Annotated in this window: 9 protein-coding genes; all 9 read right to left on the bottom strand. The window is 72.4% G+C overall.

Features of this window, described 5'->3' with window-relative positions; translation table 11 throughout:
- Positions 1-63: 63 nt before the first annotated feature.
- On the bottom strand, positions 64-1,503 hold the full coding sequence (obgE, locus tag AB0D31_RS07700) for a GTPase ObgE (protein WP_362718452.1): 1,440 nt from the start codon (positions 1,501-1,503) through the stop codon (positions 64-66).
- A 146-nt stretch (positions 1,504-1,649) separates the two neighbouring features.
- The gene (rpmA, locus tag AB0D31_RS07695; RefSeq protein WP_267053230.1) at positions 1,650-1,904 is read right to left on the bottom strand and encodes a 50S ribosomal protein L27; all 255 of its coding nucleotides are present in this window, start codon (positions 1,902-1,904) and stop codon (positions 1,650-1,652) included.
- 14 nt (positions 1,905-1,918) lie between these two features.
- Entirely contained in the window at positions 1,919-2,239 is a 321-nt protein-coding gene (gene rplU / locus AB0D31_RS07690; RefSeq protein WP_018846647.1) for a 50S ribosomal protein L21, read from the bottom strand.
- Positions 2,240-2,766: 527 nt separating this feature from the next.
- Positions 2,767-6,933, bottom strand: a complete 4,167-nt coding sequence (locus tag AB0D31_RS07685) for an Rne/Rng family ribonuclease (RefSeq protein ID WP_362718449.1) — start codon at positions 6,931-6,933, stop codon at positions 2,767-2,769.
- 237 nt (positions 6,934-7,170) lie between these two features.
- The gene (locus AB0D31_RS07680; protein WP_362718447.1) at positions 7,171-7,950 is read right to left on the bottom strand and encodes a TIGR03936 family radical SAM-associated protein; all 780 of its coding nucleotides are present in this window, start codon (positions 7,948-7,950) and stop codon (positions 7,171-7,173) included.
- 132 nt (positions 7,951-8,082) lie between these two features.
- Positions 8,083-9,159: a hypothetical protein gene (locus tag AB0D31_RS07675; RefSeq protein ID WP_362718444.1), complete on the bottom strand. Its 1,077-nt coding sequence runs from the start codon at positions 9,157-9,159 to the stop codon at positions 8,083-8,085.
- Between the two features lie 339 nt (positions 9,160-9,498).
- Positions 9,499-11,424 (bottom strand): TIGR03960 family B12-binding radical SAM protein, encoded by a 1,926-nt coding sequence (locus AB0D31_RS07670; RefSeq protein ID WP_362718441.1) that lies wholly within the window; start codon positions 11,422-11,424, stop codon positions 9,499-9,501.
- Between the two features lie 169 nt (positions 11,425-11,593).
- Positions 11,594-13,162 (bottom strand): CYTH and CHAD domain-containing protein, encoded by a 1,569-nt coding sequence (locus AB0D31_RS07665; protein WP_362718438.1) that lies wholly within the window; start codon positions 13,160-13,162, stop codon positions 11,594-11,596.
- A gap of 162 nt (positions 13,163-13,324) precedes the next feature.
- Complete coding sequence (gene rodA, locus AB0D31_RS07660; RefSeq protein ID WP_362718436.1) at positions 13,325-14,518, bottom strand: rod shape-determining protein RodA; 1,194 nt, start codon at positions 14,516-14,518, stop codon at positions 13,325-13,327.
- Positions 14,519-14,521: the final 3 nt, after the last annotated feature.

Here is a 14,521-nt window from a genome sequence, read left to right as displayed (position 1 = left end):
CGCGGGGAGCTGCGCGACAACCCGCCCGCACCGCGGCAGGCGGGGTCGCGCGGCCGGCCGGGGCTAGAAGGGGCCGAAGTCCTTGAACTCCTGGTCCGCTTCGTCGCGCTCCGCCTCCCGGTCACGGCGCCGCTGGGCCGCAGGCCGAGGCGCCTCCATGCGGTGGTCCTCGCCACGACGGCCCAGCATCTCCGCACCGGCCATCATCGTCGGCTCCCAGTCGAAGACGACCGCGTTCTCCTCGGGCCCGATGGCCACGCCGTCGCCGGAGCGCGCACCGACCTTCATCAGCGCGTCCTCGACGCCGAGCCGGTTGAGACGGTCCGCGAGGTAACCCACGGCCTCGTCGTTGTTGAAGTCGGTCTGGCGGATCCAGCGCTCCGGCTTCTCGCCGCGCACCCGGTAGACCTCGTTCGCCTCGTCGTAGGTGACGGTGAAGCCCGCGTCGTCGACCGCCTTGGGACGGATGACGACCCGCGTCGCCTCCTCCTTCGGCTTCGCGGCGCGCGACTCCGCGACGATCCCGGCGAGCGCGAAGGACAGCTCCTTCAGACCCGTACGGGCGACGGCGGAGGCCTCGAAGACCTGATAGCCGCGCTCTTCGAGCTCCGGCCGGATCATGGCCGCGAGGTCCTGGCCGTCCGGGATGTCGATCTTGTTGAGGACGACGATGCGCGGCCGGTCTTCGAGCCCGCCGTACTGCTTGAGCTCCTCCTCGATGATGTCGAGGTCGGAGACCGGGTCGCGGTCGGATTCGAGCGTCGCGGTGTCCAGGACGTGCACGAGCACCGAGCAGCGCTCGACGTGCCGCAGGAATTCGAGACCCAGGCCCTTGCCCTGGCTGGCGCCGGGGATGAGACCGGGAACGTCGGCGATGGTGTAGACGGTCGAACCGGCCGTCACCACACCGAGGTTGGGGACGAGCGTCGTGAACGGGTAGTCCGCGATCTTCGGCTTGGCCGCCGAGAGGACGGAGATCAGCGAGGACTTGCCGGCGCTCGGGTAGCCCACGAGCGCCACGTCGGCGACGGTCTTGAGCTCCAGGACAATGTCCGCGGACCCGCCGGGCACACCGAGCAGCGCGAAGCCGGGGGCCTTGCGGCGGGCGGAGGCGAGCGCCGCGTTGCCGAGGCCGCCGCGGCCGCCCTGGCCCGCGACGTACGTGGTGCCCTCGCCGACGAGGTCGGCCAGTACGTTGCCCTGCTTGTCGAGGACGACGGTGCCGTCGGGCACGGGCAGGACCAGGTCCTGGCCGTCCTTGCCGGAGCGGTTGTCACCGGCACCGGGCTGGCCGTTGGTGGCCTTGCGGTGCGGCGAGTGGTGGTATTCGAGGAGCGTCGTCACGGACTGGTCGACGACCAGCGTGACATCGCCGCCACGGCCGCCGTTGCCGCCGTCCGGGCCGCCGAGCGGCTTGAACTTCTCACGGTGGACGGAGGCACAGCCGTGGCCTCCGTTACCCGCGGCGACGTGCAGCTCGACGCGGTCCACGAAGGTGGTCATGGGATGTGCCTCCTGAGGCCCCCGAGCCGGAGGCCTGGGGGAAGATACGGGGATGTCTATTCTGTAACACGCGAAAGGCGGACCCGCTTCCCGAAAGGGAAGTGAGGTCCGCCTCCGCTGAAATCGCTCTACAGATGCCTAAGTGATCAGGCAGCCGGAACGATGTTCACGACCTTGCGGCCACGGTGGGTGCCGAACTGCACCGCACCGGCCTGCAGCGCGAACAGGGTGTCGTCGCCACCGCGACCGACGCCCGCACCCGGGTGGAAGTGGGTGCCGCGCTGGCGGACCAGGATCTCACCGGCGTTGACGGTCTGGCCGCCGAAGCGCTTGACGCCGAGCCGCTGAGCGTTGGAGTCGCGACCGTTCCGAGTGGACGATGCGCCCTTCTTGTGTGCCATGTCTCCTCAGTCCCTTACTTCGCAGCCGTGGGGATGCCGGTGACCTTGATCGCCGTGTACTGCTGGCGGTGGCCCTGGCGACGGCGGTAACCGGTCTTGTTCTTGTACCGAAGGATGTCGATCTTGGCACCCTTGTGGTGGTCCACGACCTCGGCGGTGACCTTGATGCCGTCAAGGACCCACGGGTCGCTCGTCACGGCGTCGCCGTCGACAACGAGCAGGGTCGAGAGCTCGACCGTGTCGCCAACCTTGGCAGTGGAAATCTTGTCAACCTCAACGATGTCGCCGACAGCAACCTTGTGCTGGCGACCACCGCTGCGCACGATGGCGTACACGCGGATCTCTCTCTCGCTCGATACGGAACCCTTGAAGCCAGCCATCCCGCAGAAATGCAGAGGGCCTCCCCCGGCGAACCGGGAGGTGAGGTGCTCAGGGGCGGGCGCGTATATAAACACGCCGAGGGTCAAGGCTACGGGGCCGGGCGTGGTGGGTCAAACCAGCGTCATTACCCGCACTCCTCGGCGACGAAACCACGCAGCCACGAAGGGAACTCCGGGCGGAGATCCGCCCGCTCGCCGGCCGGGCGGACCCGCACGACGTCGTCCTCTCCGGTCGCCGCCACGGCCGCGCAGCCGTACAGGTGGATCGCTCGGGCGCCACCTCCATCAGCGGACTCTCCTTCGTACGACGAAGCCCGCCCCCGGGGTTCCGGGGGCGGGCTCCTGGGCCTGGCATCGGTCAACTACCGCTCGGTGTACGCCCGCTGAGCGGAGGCTGTCCGTCAGCTGTCGGATGCCGTGGGCTCACGGCGTCCGACACCCGTGCGGCGGGCGGCCGCGCCGTCAGTCCTCCGTCGACGCCGTCAGTCCTCCGTGGAGGACGACACCGACGACTGCTGCTGCTCGGCCGCCGCCGTCTTCTTGGTGGCGGCCTTCTTGGCGGTCGTCTTCTTCGCCGCGGTCTTCTTGGCCGCCGTCTTCTTGGTGGCGGCCTTCTTCGCGGTGGCCTTCTTCGCCGTCTTGCGGGCCGCCTTCTTGGCCGGAGCGGACTCCTCGGCGGCTTCCGCGGGCTCGGCCACGGCGGACTCCTCGGCGGCCGGGGTGGCGACCACCACGACGACCGCGGCGTCCTCGGCACCCGACGGCGAACCGGCGGGGGCCGTGGCCTTGCGGGTCGCCCGGCGGCGCGCCTTCGGCGGGGCGGCGACGGGCGCCTCCTCGACGACGGGCTCGGCGACGGACGCGGCGGCCTCGGGCTCCCGCGCCGTCGCCTCCTCGGCCTTGTGCTCGGGCTCCGTGACGACCACGACCGGCTCCGCGGCGGCCGAAGCCGGCGCGCCCGCCGGGGCGGTCGCCTTACGGGTGGCACGGCGACGGGTCCGGCCGCGCGGCGCGTCGTCCTCGATGAACGAGGCGACCGTCACCGCCGCCGGAGCCTGCACGGCCGCCGGCTCCTCGACCGCGGGGGCCTGAGCCGCCGAGGACTCGACGGACGCGGTACGCGGCGCACCGGCCGGAGCCGAGGCCTTGCGGGTGGCGCGCCGGCGGGACCTGCCGCCACGGGCCGCGGACTCCGCCTCGGCGACGCTGCTGTACAGCTCCTCGTCGGGCACGAACTCCGGCTCGGCGAGCGCGACCGGCGCCGCCACCTCGGCGGCGACCTCGGCCTCGGACTCGACGGTCTCGATGTCGTCGATGTCGTCGGCGTCGTCGGCGTCCAGGGTGCGGACGGTGTCCGGCACCTCGTGGGCCTCGTGCTCGTGGATGTGCTGGTCGTGCTCGGCGCCGCCGCGGCCGCGCTTCTTGGCGCGCTTGCCCGCACCGCCACCGGCGGCCGGCTGCTCCATGTGCACGATCACACCGCGCCCGTTGCAGTGGACGCAGGTCTCCGAGAACGACTCCAACAGGCCCTGGCCGACGCGCTTACGGGTCATCTGGACCAGGCCGAGCGAGGTGACCTCGGCCACCTGGTGCTTGGTGCGGTCGCGGCCCAGGCATTCGAGCAGGCGGCGCAGGACCAGGTCGCGGTTGGACTCAAGGACCATGTCGATGAAGTCGATGACGACGATGCCGCCCAGGTCACGCAGGCGCAGCTGGCGCACGATCTCCTCGGCCGCTTCGAGGTTGTTCCTCGTCACGGTCTCTTCGAGGTTGCCGCCCTGGCCGGTGAACTTGCCGGTGTTGACGTCGACGACGATCATCGCCTCGGTCTTGTCGATCACCAGCGAGCCGCCGGAGGGCAGCCAGACCTTGCGGTCGAGCGCCTTGGCGAGCTGCTCGTCGATCCGGTACGTCGCGAAGACATCGACCTCGCTGGTCCAGCGCGACAGGCGCTCGGTGAGGTCGGGGGCGACGTGGGCGACGTAGCCGTGGATGGTCTCCCACGCCTCGTCACCGCTGACGATGACCTTGGTGAAGTCCTCGTTGAAGATGTCGCGGACGACCCGGACGGTCATGTCCGGCTCGCCGTAGAGCAGCGACGGCGACGACGTCGAGATCTGGCCGGCCTTCTTCTGGATGTCGGTCCACTGCGCCTGGAGACGCTCGACGTCACGGCGCAGCTCGTCCTCGCTCGCGCCCTCTGCGGCGGTGCGCACGATGACGCCCGCGTCCTCGGGGACGATCTTCTTGAGGATGGTCTTCAGGCGCGCGCGCTCGGTGTCGGGCAGCTTGCGGCTGATGCCGGTCATCGAGCCCTCGGGCACGTACACCAGGTAGCGGCCGGGCAGCGAGACCTGGCTGGTCAGGCGGGCGCCCTTGTGGCCGATGGGGTCCTTGGTGACCTGGACGAGCACCGACTGGCCGGACTTGAGGGCGGCTTCGATGCGGCGCGGGCCGTTGCCCATGCCGAGCGACTCGAAGTTGACCTCACCGGCGTACAGGACGGCGTTGCGGCCCTTGCCGATGTCGACGAACGCGGCCTCCATGGACGGCAGCACGTTCTGGACCTTGCCCAGGTAGACGTTGCCGACGTACGAGGTGGCCTGCTCCTTGTTGACGTAGTGCTCGACGAGCACGTCGTCTTCCAGGACGCCGATCTGGGTGCGCTCGCCGCTCTGGCGTACGACCATGACGCGCTCGACGGCCTCGCGGCGGGCCAGGAACTCGGCCTCGGTGATGATCGGGACGCGGCGGCGGCCCTGCTCGCGGCCCTCACGGCGGCGCTGCTTCTTCGCCTCCAGACGCGTCGAGCCCTTGATGGACTGGACCTCGTCGGAGGATGTGGAGGTGGACGGGCCGGACGCGGCGCGCTCGCGGGCCGGGCGCGGCTCGCGCACCTTGACCACCGTGCGCTCCGGGTCGTCGGCGCCCTGCTCCGACTCGGGGCCCGCGTCGCCCGTGCGACGACGGCGGCGGCGACGGCGACGGCTGCTGCTGGTGCCGGCGGCGGACGGCGTGCCGTCCGTCTCGTCGTCCTCGTGCTCGTCGTCCGCGTCCTCGGACTCCTCGGACTCGGCGTCCTCGGCCTGCTCGGCGGGCTCGTACGCCTGCTCCTCCGCGGCGTCGTCCGCCTCGGGGGCCTCGCCGCGGCGACGGCGACGGCCGCCCCGGCGACGGCGGCGCGAGGGACGGTCGTCGTCGCCGTCGTCGGAGTCCACGTCGGCCTCGGCCTCGGCCTCGGCGGCCTCCTCCGTCTGCTCCTCGACGGGCTCCTCGACGGCCTTGTCCTGAACCGGCTCGGCGCTCTCGCCACGGCGGCGGCGACGGCGCGAGCGGCCCTGCGGCTCGGCGGCGGGTTCGGCGGCGGCCTCGACGACCGTCTCCTCCTCCTCGGCGGGCTCCTCCACGCGGGAGGCGGCAGCGGCGGCCGCGGCAGTCTCCGGCGTCTGGAACATGGGCTCGGTGAAGACCGGGGCCTGGAACACGGCAACGGAGGGGCGCGTGGCGCGGCGGCGCGAGCGCCCGGTGGGCTCCTCGGCCTTCTGCTCGGCCTTGGCCGGGGCCTTCGGCTCCGGCTCGACCGGAGTGAACTGCGGGGTCGACACGGGCCGCGCGGCCCGGCGGCGGGTACGGCCGCCACGCGGCGCCTCGTCCTCGGCGGCGGGGGTCTGCGCGACGGAGGTCTGCGCGGCGTGAGTCTCGGCGACCGGGGTCTCGGCGACGGCCGGTGCCTCGGTCCTTGCGGGCTCATCGGCGGCGGCCTGCGGCGCGCCGGCGGGGGCGGTCGCCTGGCGGGTGGCGCGGCGGCGGGTACGGCCGCGCGGCGCCTCGTCGGCGGGGGTTTCGACGGCGGGCGGCTCGGCGGTGACCTCGTCGGTCTCCTCCTCGGCGGCCTCGTCGGGCTCTTCCGCTGCGACGATCTCGGCGACGGCCGGGGCCGCGACAGTGGTCTGCGGCGCGGTCGCCTTACGGGTGGCGCGACGACGGGTACGCGGAGCGGGCTCCTCGGCGGGCTCCTCCGCGACGCTCTCGGGCGTGGCGGCGGCGACCGGGGCCTCGACGACCTCGATCTCCTCGGCGGCCTGCGGCGCGCCGGCGGGGGCCGTCGCCTTACGGGTGGCACGGCGGCGAGCGCGCGGCGCGGGCTCCTCGGCGGCGGCCTCGGCAACCTCGGCTGCGACCGGCGCGGGCGCGGCCTCGACGATCTCCTCGGCGGCCTGCGGCGCGCCCACGGGGGCGGTGGCCTTGCGGGTGGCACGGCGGCGAGTGCGCGGCGCGGGCGCCTCGGGGCTCGCGTCGGCGACCGGGGTCTCCGCGGCGGCCGGTGCCGGGGCCTCGGCCTGCTGCTCGGCGGCCTGCGCCGTGGCCGGCGCGGTCGCGGTGCGGGTAGCACGGCGACGGGTGCGCGGCGCCGGAGCGGCGGCCTCGTCGGCGGCCGGTGCGGCCTGCGCGGTGGTCTGCTGTGGGGTCTGCTGGGCGTTCTGCTCCGCGGCGGACGCCGCGGACTCGGTGCCCTGTGCGCCGACCGGGGGGCCGGCGGGCCGCGACGCCGCGCGGCGCCTGCGGCGCGGCGGCAGCGTGTCGCTGGGGCTGTTCTGGTCGTTGGTGTGGTTGTCCCCGGCCGTACCGGGTTCGTTCTGCTCAAGCATGCGGGCGTAGCTCCCGTCACGCTCCCGGGCGCCGCGCCTGTTCCGATCCGGCGGCACGTACCGCGTGATGTGCGCGGGTGCCGCCGTCCGGGGCGCGGGCGCCGCACGGGAGCTGATATGTCTGGCTCGCCGGTTCCCTGCGCGATGTACGCACGGCCTGGCGAAAGTCTTTTAGGTCAGTGCGCGGCCCGACCCAGGTGGCTCCCGAGTGCCAGGGCTGCGCTTCGACGACCGCCCTTACGCGGCGGGACCTTCCGGCGCCGTCGCAGAGACGGTCCCGGCGGCCGTTTGTGGAGCGGCCGGGGCTGCCTCGCGGTCGGGCGCGAGCGGGTCGGTCACCGTGCCGGACTCCTCGTCGAAGAGCCCCTGCGCCAGCCGGGTCACCGCTGCGGGGACTGGCGGCGCCAGGTCGGCCACAGCTCGGAGACCGGACAGGACGTCGTCGGGTCGTACGGCAGGTGTCAGGTGCCGTACTACCAGCCGCAGTATCGCACAGGCCTCGTCGAGAGGCCTATCGGCCTGCGGAGAAAGCGCCTGGAGCTCGGCGACCGCGCCCCGGGTGTCGAAGGTGCGCATGCCGTTCTTGGTCTTGCGCTGCACCTCGACGCTCTCGGCGGCGAGGAACGTCTCGACCGCCTTGGCGGCCGCGTCCACGGTCACGCCGTCGAGCCGAAGCTCCCAGATGGAAGCGGTCAGCCGGTCGGCGAGACCGGAGGTGCGGGCCTCGACCGCGTCGATGATGTCGAGCCCGGTGGGCAGCGACTCGTCGAGCAGGGCGCGCAGTTTCTCGGGGTCGCGCTGCGCGGTGAGCGCGATCTCCAGGTACTCGGCCTCGGATCCGACGCCGGTGGGTGCGGCGTTGGCGTACGACACCTTGGGGTGCGGGGTGAAGCCCGCCGAGTACGCCATGGGCACCTCGGCGCGGCGCAGGGCCCGCTCGAAGGCGCGCTGGAAGTCACGGTGGCTGGTGAACCGGAGGCGGCCGCGCTTGGTGTAGCGCAGGCGGATGCGCTGCACCGCGGGTGCGGGCGGCGGGCCTTCGGGCTGTCGCTTGCCCAGTGGTTCTTCTCCTCGTGCGGGGCGGGCGCGGTGAGCGCCGCCCACCGTCCTGTGGGGGCCCCTCCGGTCACGGCCCGTGCGCCGCCCGGCTCATCCCTCCGCTGTGCTGAGGGAGATCTCGGGGGCGGGCACCGCGCCGGAGGCAGTAGTTGTACTACCCAGAGTACGCGCCCGGTGCTCCGGTAGTTCCCGCGGCGGCCCGCCGGTTACCGCCCGCCAGGCGTCACGCCGGGCGGCGCGCACGGTCGCGCGGGCCGATGCGATCGCCTGGCGCGCGGCCAGGCCCGCCTCGCGCAGCGCCCGCCGGGCCGGCCGCAGCACGGCGCCCCGCACCCAGTGCCCGACGGGCGTGAGCAGGGTTGTGTACACCCAGCGCACGGCGCCCCGCACCCAGTGCCCGACGGGCGTGAGCAGGCTGGCGTACACCCGGCGCAGCGGCCGCCCGACGAGGTTCCGGACGAGCCACGCGATCCCCCGCCCCACGGCCCGTGAGACGAACCCGGCGGCCCGCCAGGCGAACCCGATCCCCGCGGCGAGTTCGCGCAGGACGCCGAGGACCGCCCGCCCGAGCGGCGTCAGGACCGCGCGGTACAGCCACTTGGCGGGCACCACGACCACCAGCACCCCGAACGCGACGACCCCGCGCCCGACGGCAGCGAGCCCGGCCCCGGCCAGCCCCGCGAGCCGGGCGGCCCCGTGCCCTAAGGGAGTGAGCAGGTACCGGTACAGCAACCCCGCCGGCACGACCAGCCCGTACCGCAGCAACGGCGCGAGGCCCCAGCGCCAGAGCGCGGACCAGGGCCACACGAACAGGGCGAACCCCGCCCACCGAAGCCCGGCCCCGACCCCCCTGCCCAACCGGGCGAGCCCGGCCCCGATCCCCCGTGCTGCCCACGTCAACCCGGCCCAGACCCCGCCCAACACCCATCCGACCGCCCCGCCGACCGGCGCCAGAACTGCCCGGTACAACCACCCGAAGGGGATCACGACCAGCGCCCGCCACAGCGGCGCCAGCACCACCCGCCGCACCGCCTTCGCACCGACCACGAGCAGGTCCCATGCCATCCGCACCGGGACGACAAGCACGAAGACGACGATCCTCAGGGGTACGCGGATCGCTACGGCGAGGCAGCCTTCGGGGGGCTGCGGGGACGGGCGGTTCTCCATGTCGTCCAGGACGCGCGCAGCGGTCCGAACGTTGCGCGCCCGGCCTCTTGACCTGCCGTCAGGGGTGGAGCGCGAGCAGAGTCAGGCAGGCGCAGCAGCGCGGCGACGGCGAGCACCGCGGTAAGGACGTACCACCACCCGCGCGGCCGGGCGTACCTGACGCACAGCCATGTCAGCGCGGGCCGTCGCCGCCGAGAGGACCAGGGCAAGACCTGCGGCGAAACCGGAATGGTTCGACGGTCTCACTGTCCCAAGGGCGGTCCCGGCGGGCCGGGCGCGGTGCTGCCGTGTGCCCGCTGCGGGCGGTCGTTCACGGCAGCATCCCGTACGTGCGTGGCGCTACTTGACCACAGTCAACGGCAGCAGCTTCTTGCCCGTCGGCCCGATCTGGATGCTCGTGTCCATCTGCGGGCACACCCCGCAGTCGAAGCACGGCGTCCAACGGCAGTCCTCGACCTCGGTCTCGTCGAGTGAGTCCTGCCAGTCCTCCCAGAGCCAGTCCTTGTCGAGGCCCGAGTCGAGGTGGTCCCAGGGCAGGACCTCCTCGTAGGTGCGCTCGCGGGTGGTGTACCAGTCGACGTCCACGCCGAAGGCGGGCAGCGTCTTGTCGGCGCACGCCATCCAGCGGTCGTAGCTGAAGTGTTCGCGCCAGCCGTCGAAGCGGCCGCCGTCCTCGTAGACGGCGCGGATGACGGCGCCCACGCGGCGGTCGCCGCGCGAGAGCAGACCCTCGACGATGCCGGGCTTGCCGTCGTGGTAGCGGAAGCCGATGGAGCGGCCGTACTTCTTGTCGCCGCGGATCTTGTCGCGCAGCTTGGTCAGGCGGGCGTCGGTTTCCTCGGCGCTCAGCTGCGGGGCCCACTGGAAGGGGGTGTGCGGCTTCGGGACGAATCCGCCGATGGAGACCGTGCAGCGGATGTCGTTCTGGCCGGAGACCTCGCGGCCCTTGGCGATGACGTTGACCGCCATGTCGCCGATCTGCAGGACGTCGTCGTCGGTCTCGGTGGGCAGGCCGCACATGAAGTACAGCTTCACCTGGCGCCAGCCGTTGCCGTAGGCGGTCGCGACGGTGCGGATGAGGTCCTCTTCCGAGACCATCTTGTTGATGACCTTGCGCATGCGCTCGGAGCCGCCCTCGGGGGCGAAGGTGAGGCCCGAGCGGCGGCCGTTGCGGGTCAGCTCGTTGGCGAGGTCGACGTTGAAGGCGTCCACGCGGGTCGAGGGCAGCGACAGGCCGATCTTGTCGTCCGTGTAGCGGTCCGCGAGGCCCTTGGCGATGTCACCGATCTCGGTGTGGTCGGCCGAGGAGAGCGAGAGCAGGCCCACCTCTTCGAAGCCGGTCGCCTTGAGGCCCTTCTCCACCATCTCGCCGATGCCGGTGATGCTTCGCTCCCGCACGGGGCGCGTGATCATGCCGGCCTGGCAGAAGCGGCAGCCTCGGGTGCAGCCGCGGAAGATCTCCACGGACATGCGCTCGTGGACGGTCTCGGCGAGCGGGACCAGGGGCTGCTTGGGGTAGGGCCACTCGTCGAGGTCCATGACGGTGTGCTTGGAGACCCGCCACGGCACGCCCGACCTGTTCGGTACGACACGGGCGATGCGACCGTCCGGCAGGTACTCGACGTCGTAGAAGGCGGGCACGTACACGCTGCCGGTGCGCGACAGGCGGAACAGGACCTCTTCGCGGCCGCCGGGGCAGCCCTCGGCCTTCCAGGCGCGCACGATCTGCGTCATGTCGAGGACGGCCTGCTCGCCGTCGCCGATGATCGCGCAGTCGATGAAGTCCGCGATCGGCTCGGGGTTGAAGGCCGCGTGGCCGCCCGCGAGGACGATCGGGTCGTCGATGGTGCGGTCCTTGGACTCCAGCGGGATGCCCGCGAGGTCCAGGGCCGTGAGCATGTTGGTGTAGCCCAGCTCGGTGGAGAAGCTGAGGCCGAAGACGTCGAACGCCCTCAGCGGGCGGTGCGAGTCCACGGTGAACTGCGGCACGTTGTGCTCGCGCATCAGCTCTTCCATGTCCGGCCACACGCTGTACGTGCGCTCGGCGAGGACTCCCTCGCGCTCGTTCAGTACCTCGTAGAGGATCATGACGCCCTGGTTGGGCAGCCCGACCTCGTACGCGTCCGGGTACATGAGCGCCCAGCGGACGTCACACTCGTCCCAGGTCTTGACGGTGGAGTTGAGCTCACCGCCGACGTACTGGATCGGCTTCTGCACATGCGGGAGCAGCGCTTCGAGCTGTGGGAAGACGGACTCGGCAGACATCTCGACCTTCGTGGGCTGGCAGGGGGCGACTCTCTAGCGTAACGCGACCCGGGTCGCCCCCTCGCACGACGATGTCGACCCCTCGCACGACGATCGCACGACGACGCCGTCCCGTCGCCCGACGATCACCCCGACGATGTCGTCCCCTCGCCGGACGATCCTTCGACGATCAGGAGCCGGTGGCCCGCAGGCGCCTGCGGAGCTTCGCCTTCGCCGCGCGGGCCCACACCTCGGGCAGCTCCCGCTCGCCCCACGCGGCCGCCGCCTCCTCACGCCCGTACAGCAGTCCCCAGGTGAACGCGGACTCCCCGGCGGCGTGGGCCTGGGCGGCCAGGAGCCGCAGGGTCTCGCGGGCGACGACGCTGTCCTGGTGGTCACCGAGCAGGCTCTGGACGGCCTTGACGCGCTTGGCGAACTTCTTGGCCGGTTTGCCGAGCGCGGGGGTCGCGGCCTCGGCGGCGTACCGCGCGCGCTTGGCGGCCTTGCGGGCCCCGTGCAGGGCGAGGTCGCGTTCGTGGCCGGGGGCGAGGGCCAGCGCGGTGTCGGTGCGGCCCGCGAGGCGCCGGTACTCCTTGAGTACGGCCTTGGGCAGAACCTCTGCCGCGGGCCTGGCGGCCGCAGCGCGCAGCGGCGGGTCGGCGAGCAGCGCGTCGAGGGCGGTGAGCAGGGCGAGGTAGCGCCCGCCGTCGAGGACGTCGACGGTCCGGCGCCGGGTGCCGGCGGACCGGGCCGCGCTCCAGACGCGGAGCCGGGCGCGGACCGGGCCGAGCAGCAGGGTGCGGGGCACGGCCTTGAGATGGGAACGAAGGCGTTGGTCGAGGACTTCGCGGTCGCGGTCGACACCCAGTTCGGCCGCCAGCCATTTCAGTTCGTCGCCGACGGGGTCGGTGACGGCCCGGTCGACGACCTTGCCGTACGACTTGAAGGCGCTGCGCAGTCGGCGGGTGGCGACCCGCATCTGGTGGACGGCGTCGGGCAGGTCGCGCCGCACGGCCGGGTCGTGGGCGAGGAGGGCATCGCGCTGGCGGCGCAGGTAGCCAAGGACTTCGGCGCCGGCGGTGCCGGGGGCGGGCTCGGTGGTCCGGGCGGTCTCGCTGTCCTCGCCCGGCCGTGCCGGTGCCGTCTCGCGCAGGGCGCGGGCGACCTTGGAGGCGCTCGTCGCGGGCCTGATGCCCGCCTTGCGCAACTGCCGTTCCACGCCGTCCAGGATGCTCTCGTCGTGGACACCGTCGGCGAGTTCGACCTCGATCTCGGTCCAGGCGGTGCCCGCGGCGCCCTCGAGGAGCCCCTGGGCGCGGACGGTGTCGATGCTGAGCTCGGCGAGGACGGTGTCGTCGTCGGCCAGGAGGTGGCGTACCTCGCGGGAGGAGAGCAGGCGTACGACGGGGACGAGCCGGCTGTCGCGGACCCGGGAGCGCAGCAGGGCGGTCAGTTCCGCCGGCGGCTCGTCGGAGAGCGGGGCGCGCACCTCGTCGCGGACGTCCTTGGCGACGGGGATCTTCAGATGCCAGCCGGCGTCGGCGCCACCTGTTCTGCGGCGCAGGGTGAGGGAGCCGGCGTCCAGGCGCAGATCAGGGGTGTCGTAGTAGACGGCGTCAAGGTCGACTACGCCCTGGTCGGCGACGCCTGCGATGCCGGGGACCGCGGTCAGGTCGGGGAGCCGGGGTTGGTCCCCGTTGGACGCGGGGAGCTCCGGGAACTCGAATTTACGCTCGATCTCGCGCTTCGTGTCCGCCATAAAAAGACCCTAGACGCGTTTCGCGCCGAACGGCAGGGCGCCGGACCCGCCCTCAGCACCCGGCGCCGGCTCCCGAGGGGCGCGACGCGCAACGCAGGGGCGCGGGACCCGTCATGACCGGTCCCGCGCCCCTGCCCCCTACCGTTGCCGGCCGCCCGAGGCCTACGCCGTTATCGGCCGCTGCACCCGGATCGACTGGAGGAGCCCTATGGCCACCCACACCGCGAACATCGAGGACCCTCCGTAGGAGACGAAGGGCAGCGGGATGCCGGCCACCGGCATGATGCCGAGCGTCATCCCGATGTTCTCGAACGACTGGAAGGCGAACCAGGCGATGATGCCGGCCGCGACGATCGTGCCGTACAGCTCGGTCGTCTCGCGGGCGATGCGGCAGGCGCGCCAGAGGATGACGCCGATCAGAACGATGATCAACCCCGCGCCGACGAAGCCGAGTTCCTCGCCGGCGACAGTGAAGACGAAGTCGGTCTGCTGCTCGGGCACGAACTGGCCGGTGGTCTGCGAGCCCTTGAAGAGCCCGGTGCCGGTGAGGCCGCCGGAGCCGATCGCGATCCTCGCCTGGCCGGTGTTGTAACCGACGCCCGCCGGGTCGAGGTTGGGGTTGGCGAACGCGGCGAAGCGGTTGATCTGGTACTTGTCCAGTATTCCGAGCGCGGCGACGGAGATCGCGCCGATCACGCCGGCGCCGAGGAGCCCGAAGATCCACCGGTTGGACGCCCCGGAGGCCAGCAGCACGCCGAGGATGATCACCACGATGACCATGGTGGAGCCGAGGTCGGGCATGAGCATGATGCAGCCGATCGGCACCATCGCGAGCCCGAGCGCCTTGACCACCGTGCGGTGATCGGGGTGCACCTGGTCGCCCGCGTCGACCCGGGCGGCGAGCAGCATCGCCATGCACAGGATGATCGCGATCTTCGCGAACTCGGAGGGCTGGAGGGAGAATCCGCCGCCGAGCACGATCCAGGAGTGCGCGCCGTTGACGGTGGCGCCGAGCGGCGAGAGCACCGCGAGCAGCAGCAGGATGGAGAGGCCGTACAGGATGGGTACGGCGCCGCGCAGGGTGCGGTGGCCGAGCCAGATGGTGCCGACCATCAGGCAGAGCCCGATGCCGGCGTTCACGATGTGCCGGATCAGGAAGAAGTACGGGTCGCCCTGGTTGATGCTGGTGCGGTTGCGGGTCGCGGACCACACCAGGAGCGAGCCGATGAGGCAGAGCGCGACGGCCGACAGGAGCAGGGGCCAGTCGAGCCTGCGCACCACCGAGTCGCGGGCGGTCAGCTTGGCGAGGGCGCCGCGCTCCTTGGGGGCGTAGCGCGGGACGGAGAAGCCTGCCATGGC

It is taken from the genome of Streptomyces sp. NPDC048361, from assembly GCF_040651795.1.
GTDB lineage: Bacteria > Actinomycetota > Actinomycetes > Streptomycetales > Streptomycetaceae > Streptomyces.
The sequence above is the reverse complement of the archived record's forward strand: the minus strand, read 5'-3'. Positions and strand labels throughout refer to the sequence as shown.

Excerpts from the sequence above, each read along its gene's own strand:
- obgE (WP_362718452.1), bottom strand. The coding sequence starts at position 1,503 with ATGACCACCTTCGTGGACCGCGTCGAGCTGCACGTCGCCGCGGGTAAC.
- rpmA (WP_267053230.1), bottom strand. The coding sequence starts at position 1,904 with ATGGCACACAAGAAGGGCGCATCGTCCACTCGGAACGGTCGCGACTCC.
- AB0D31_RS07685 (WP_362718449.1), bottom strand. The coding sequence starts at position 6,933 with ATGCTTGAGCAGAACGAACCCGGTACGGCCGGGGACAACCACACCAAC.
- AB0D31_RS07675 (WP_362718444.1), bottom strand. The coding sequence starts at position 9,159 with ATGGAGAACCGCCCGTCCCCGCAGCCCCCCGAAGGCTGCCTCGCCGTA.
- AB0D31_RS07670 (WP_362718441.1), bottom strand. The coding sequence starts at position 11,424 with ATGTCTGCCGAGTCCGTCTTCCCACAGCTCGAAGCGCTGCTCCCGCAT.
- AB0D31_RS07665 (WP_362718438.1), bottom strand. The coding sequence starts at position 13,162 with ATGGCGGACACGAAGCGCGAGATCGAGCGTAAATTCGAGTTCCCGGAG.
- rodA (WP_362718436.1), bottom strand. The coding sequence starts at position 14,518 with ATGGCAGGCTTCTCCGTCCCGCGCTACGCCCCCAAGGAGCGCGGCGCC.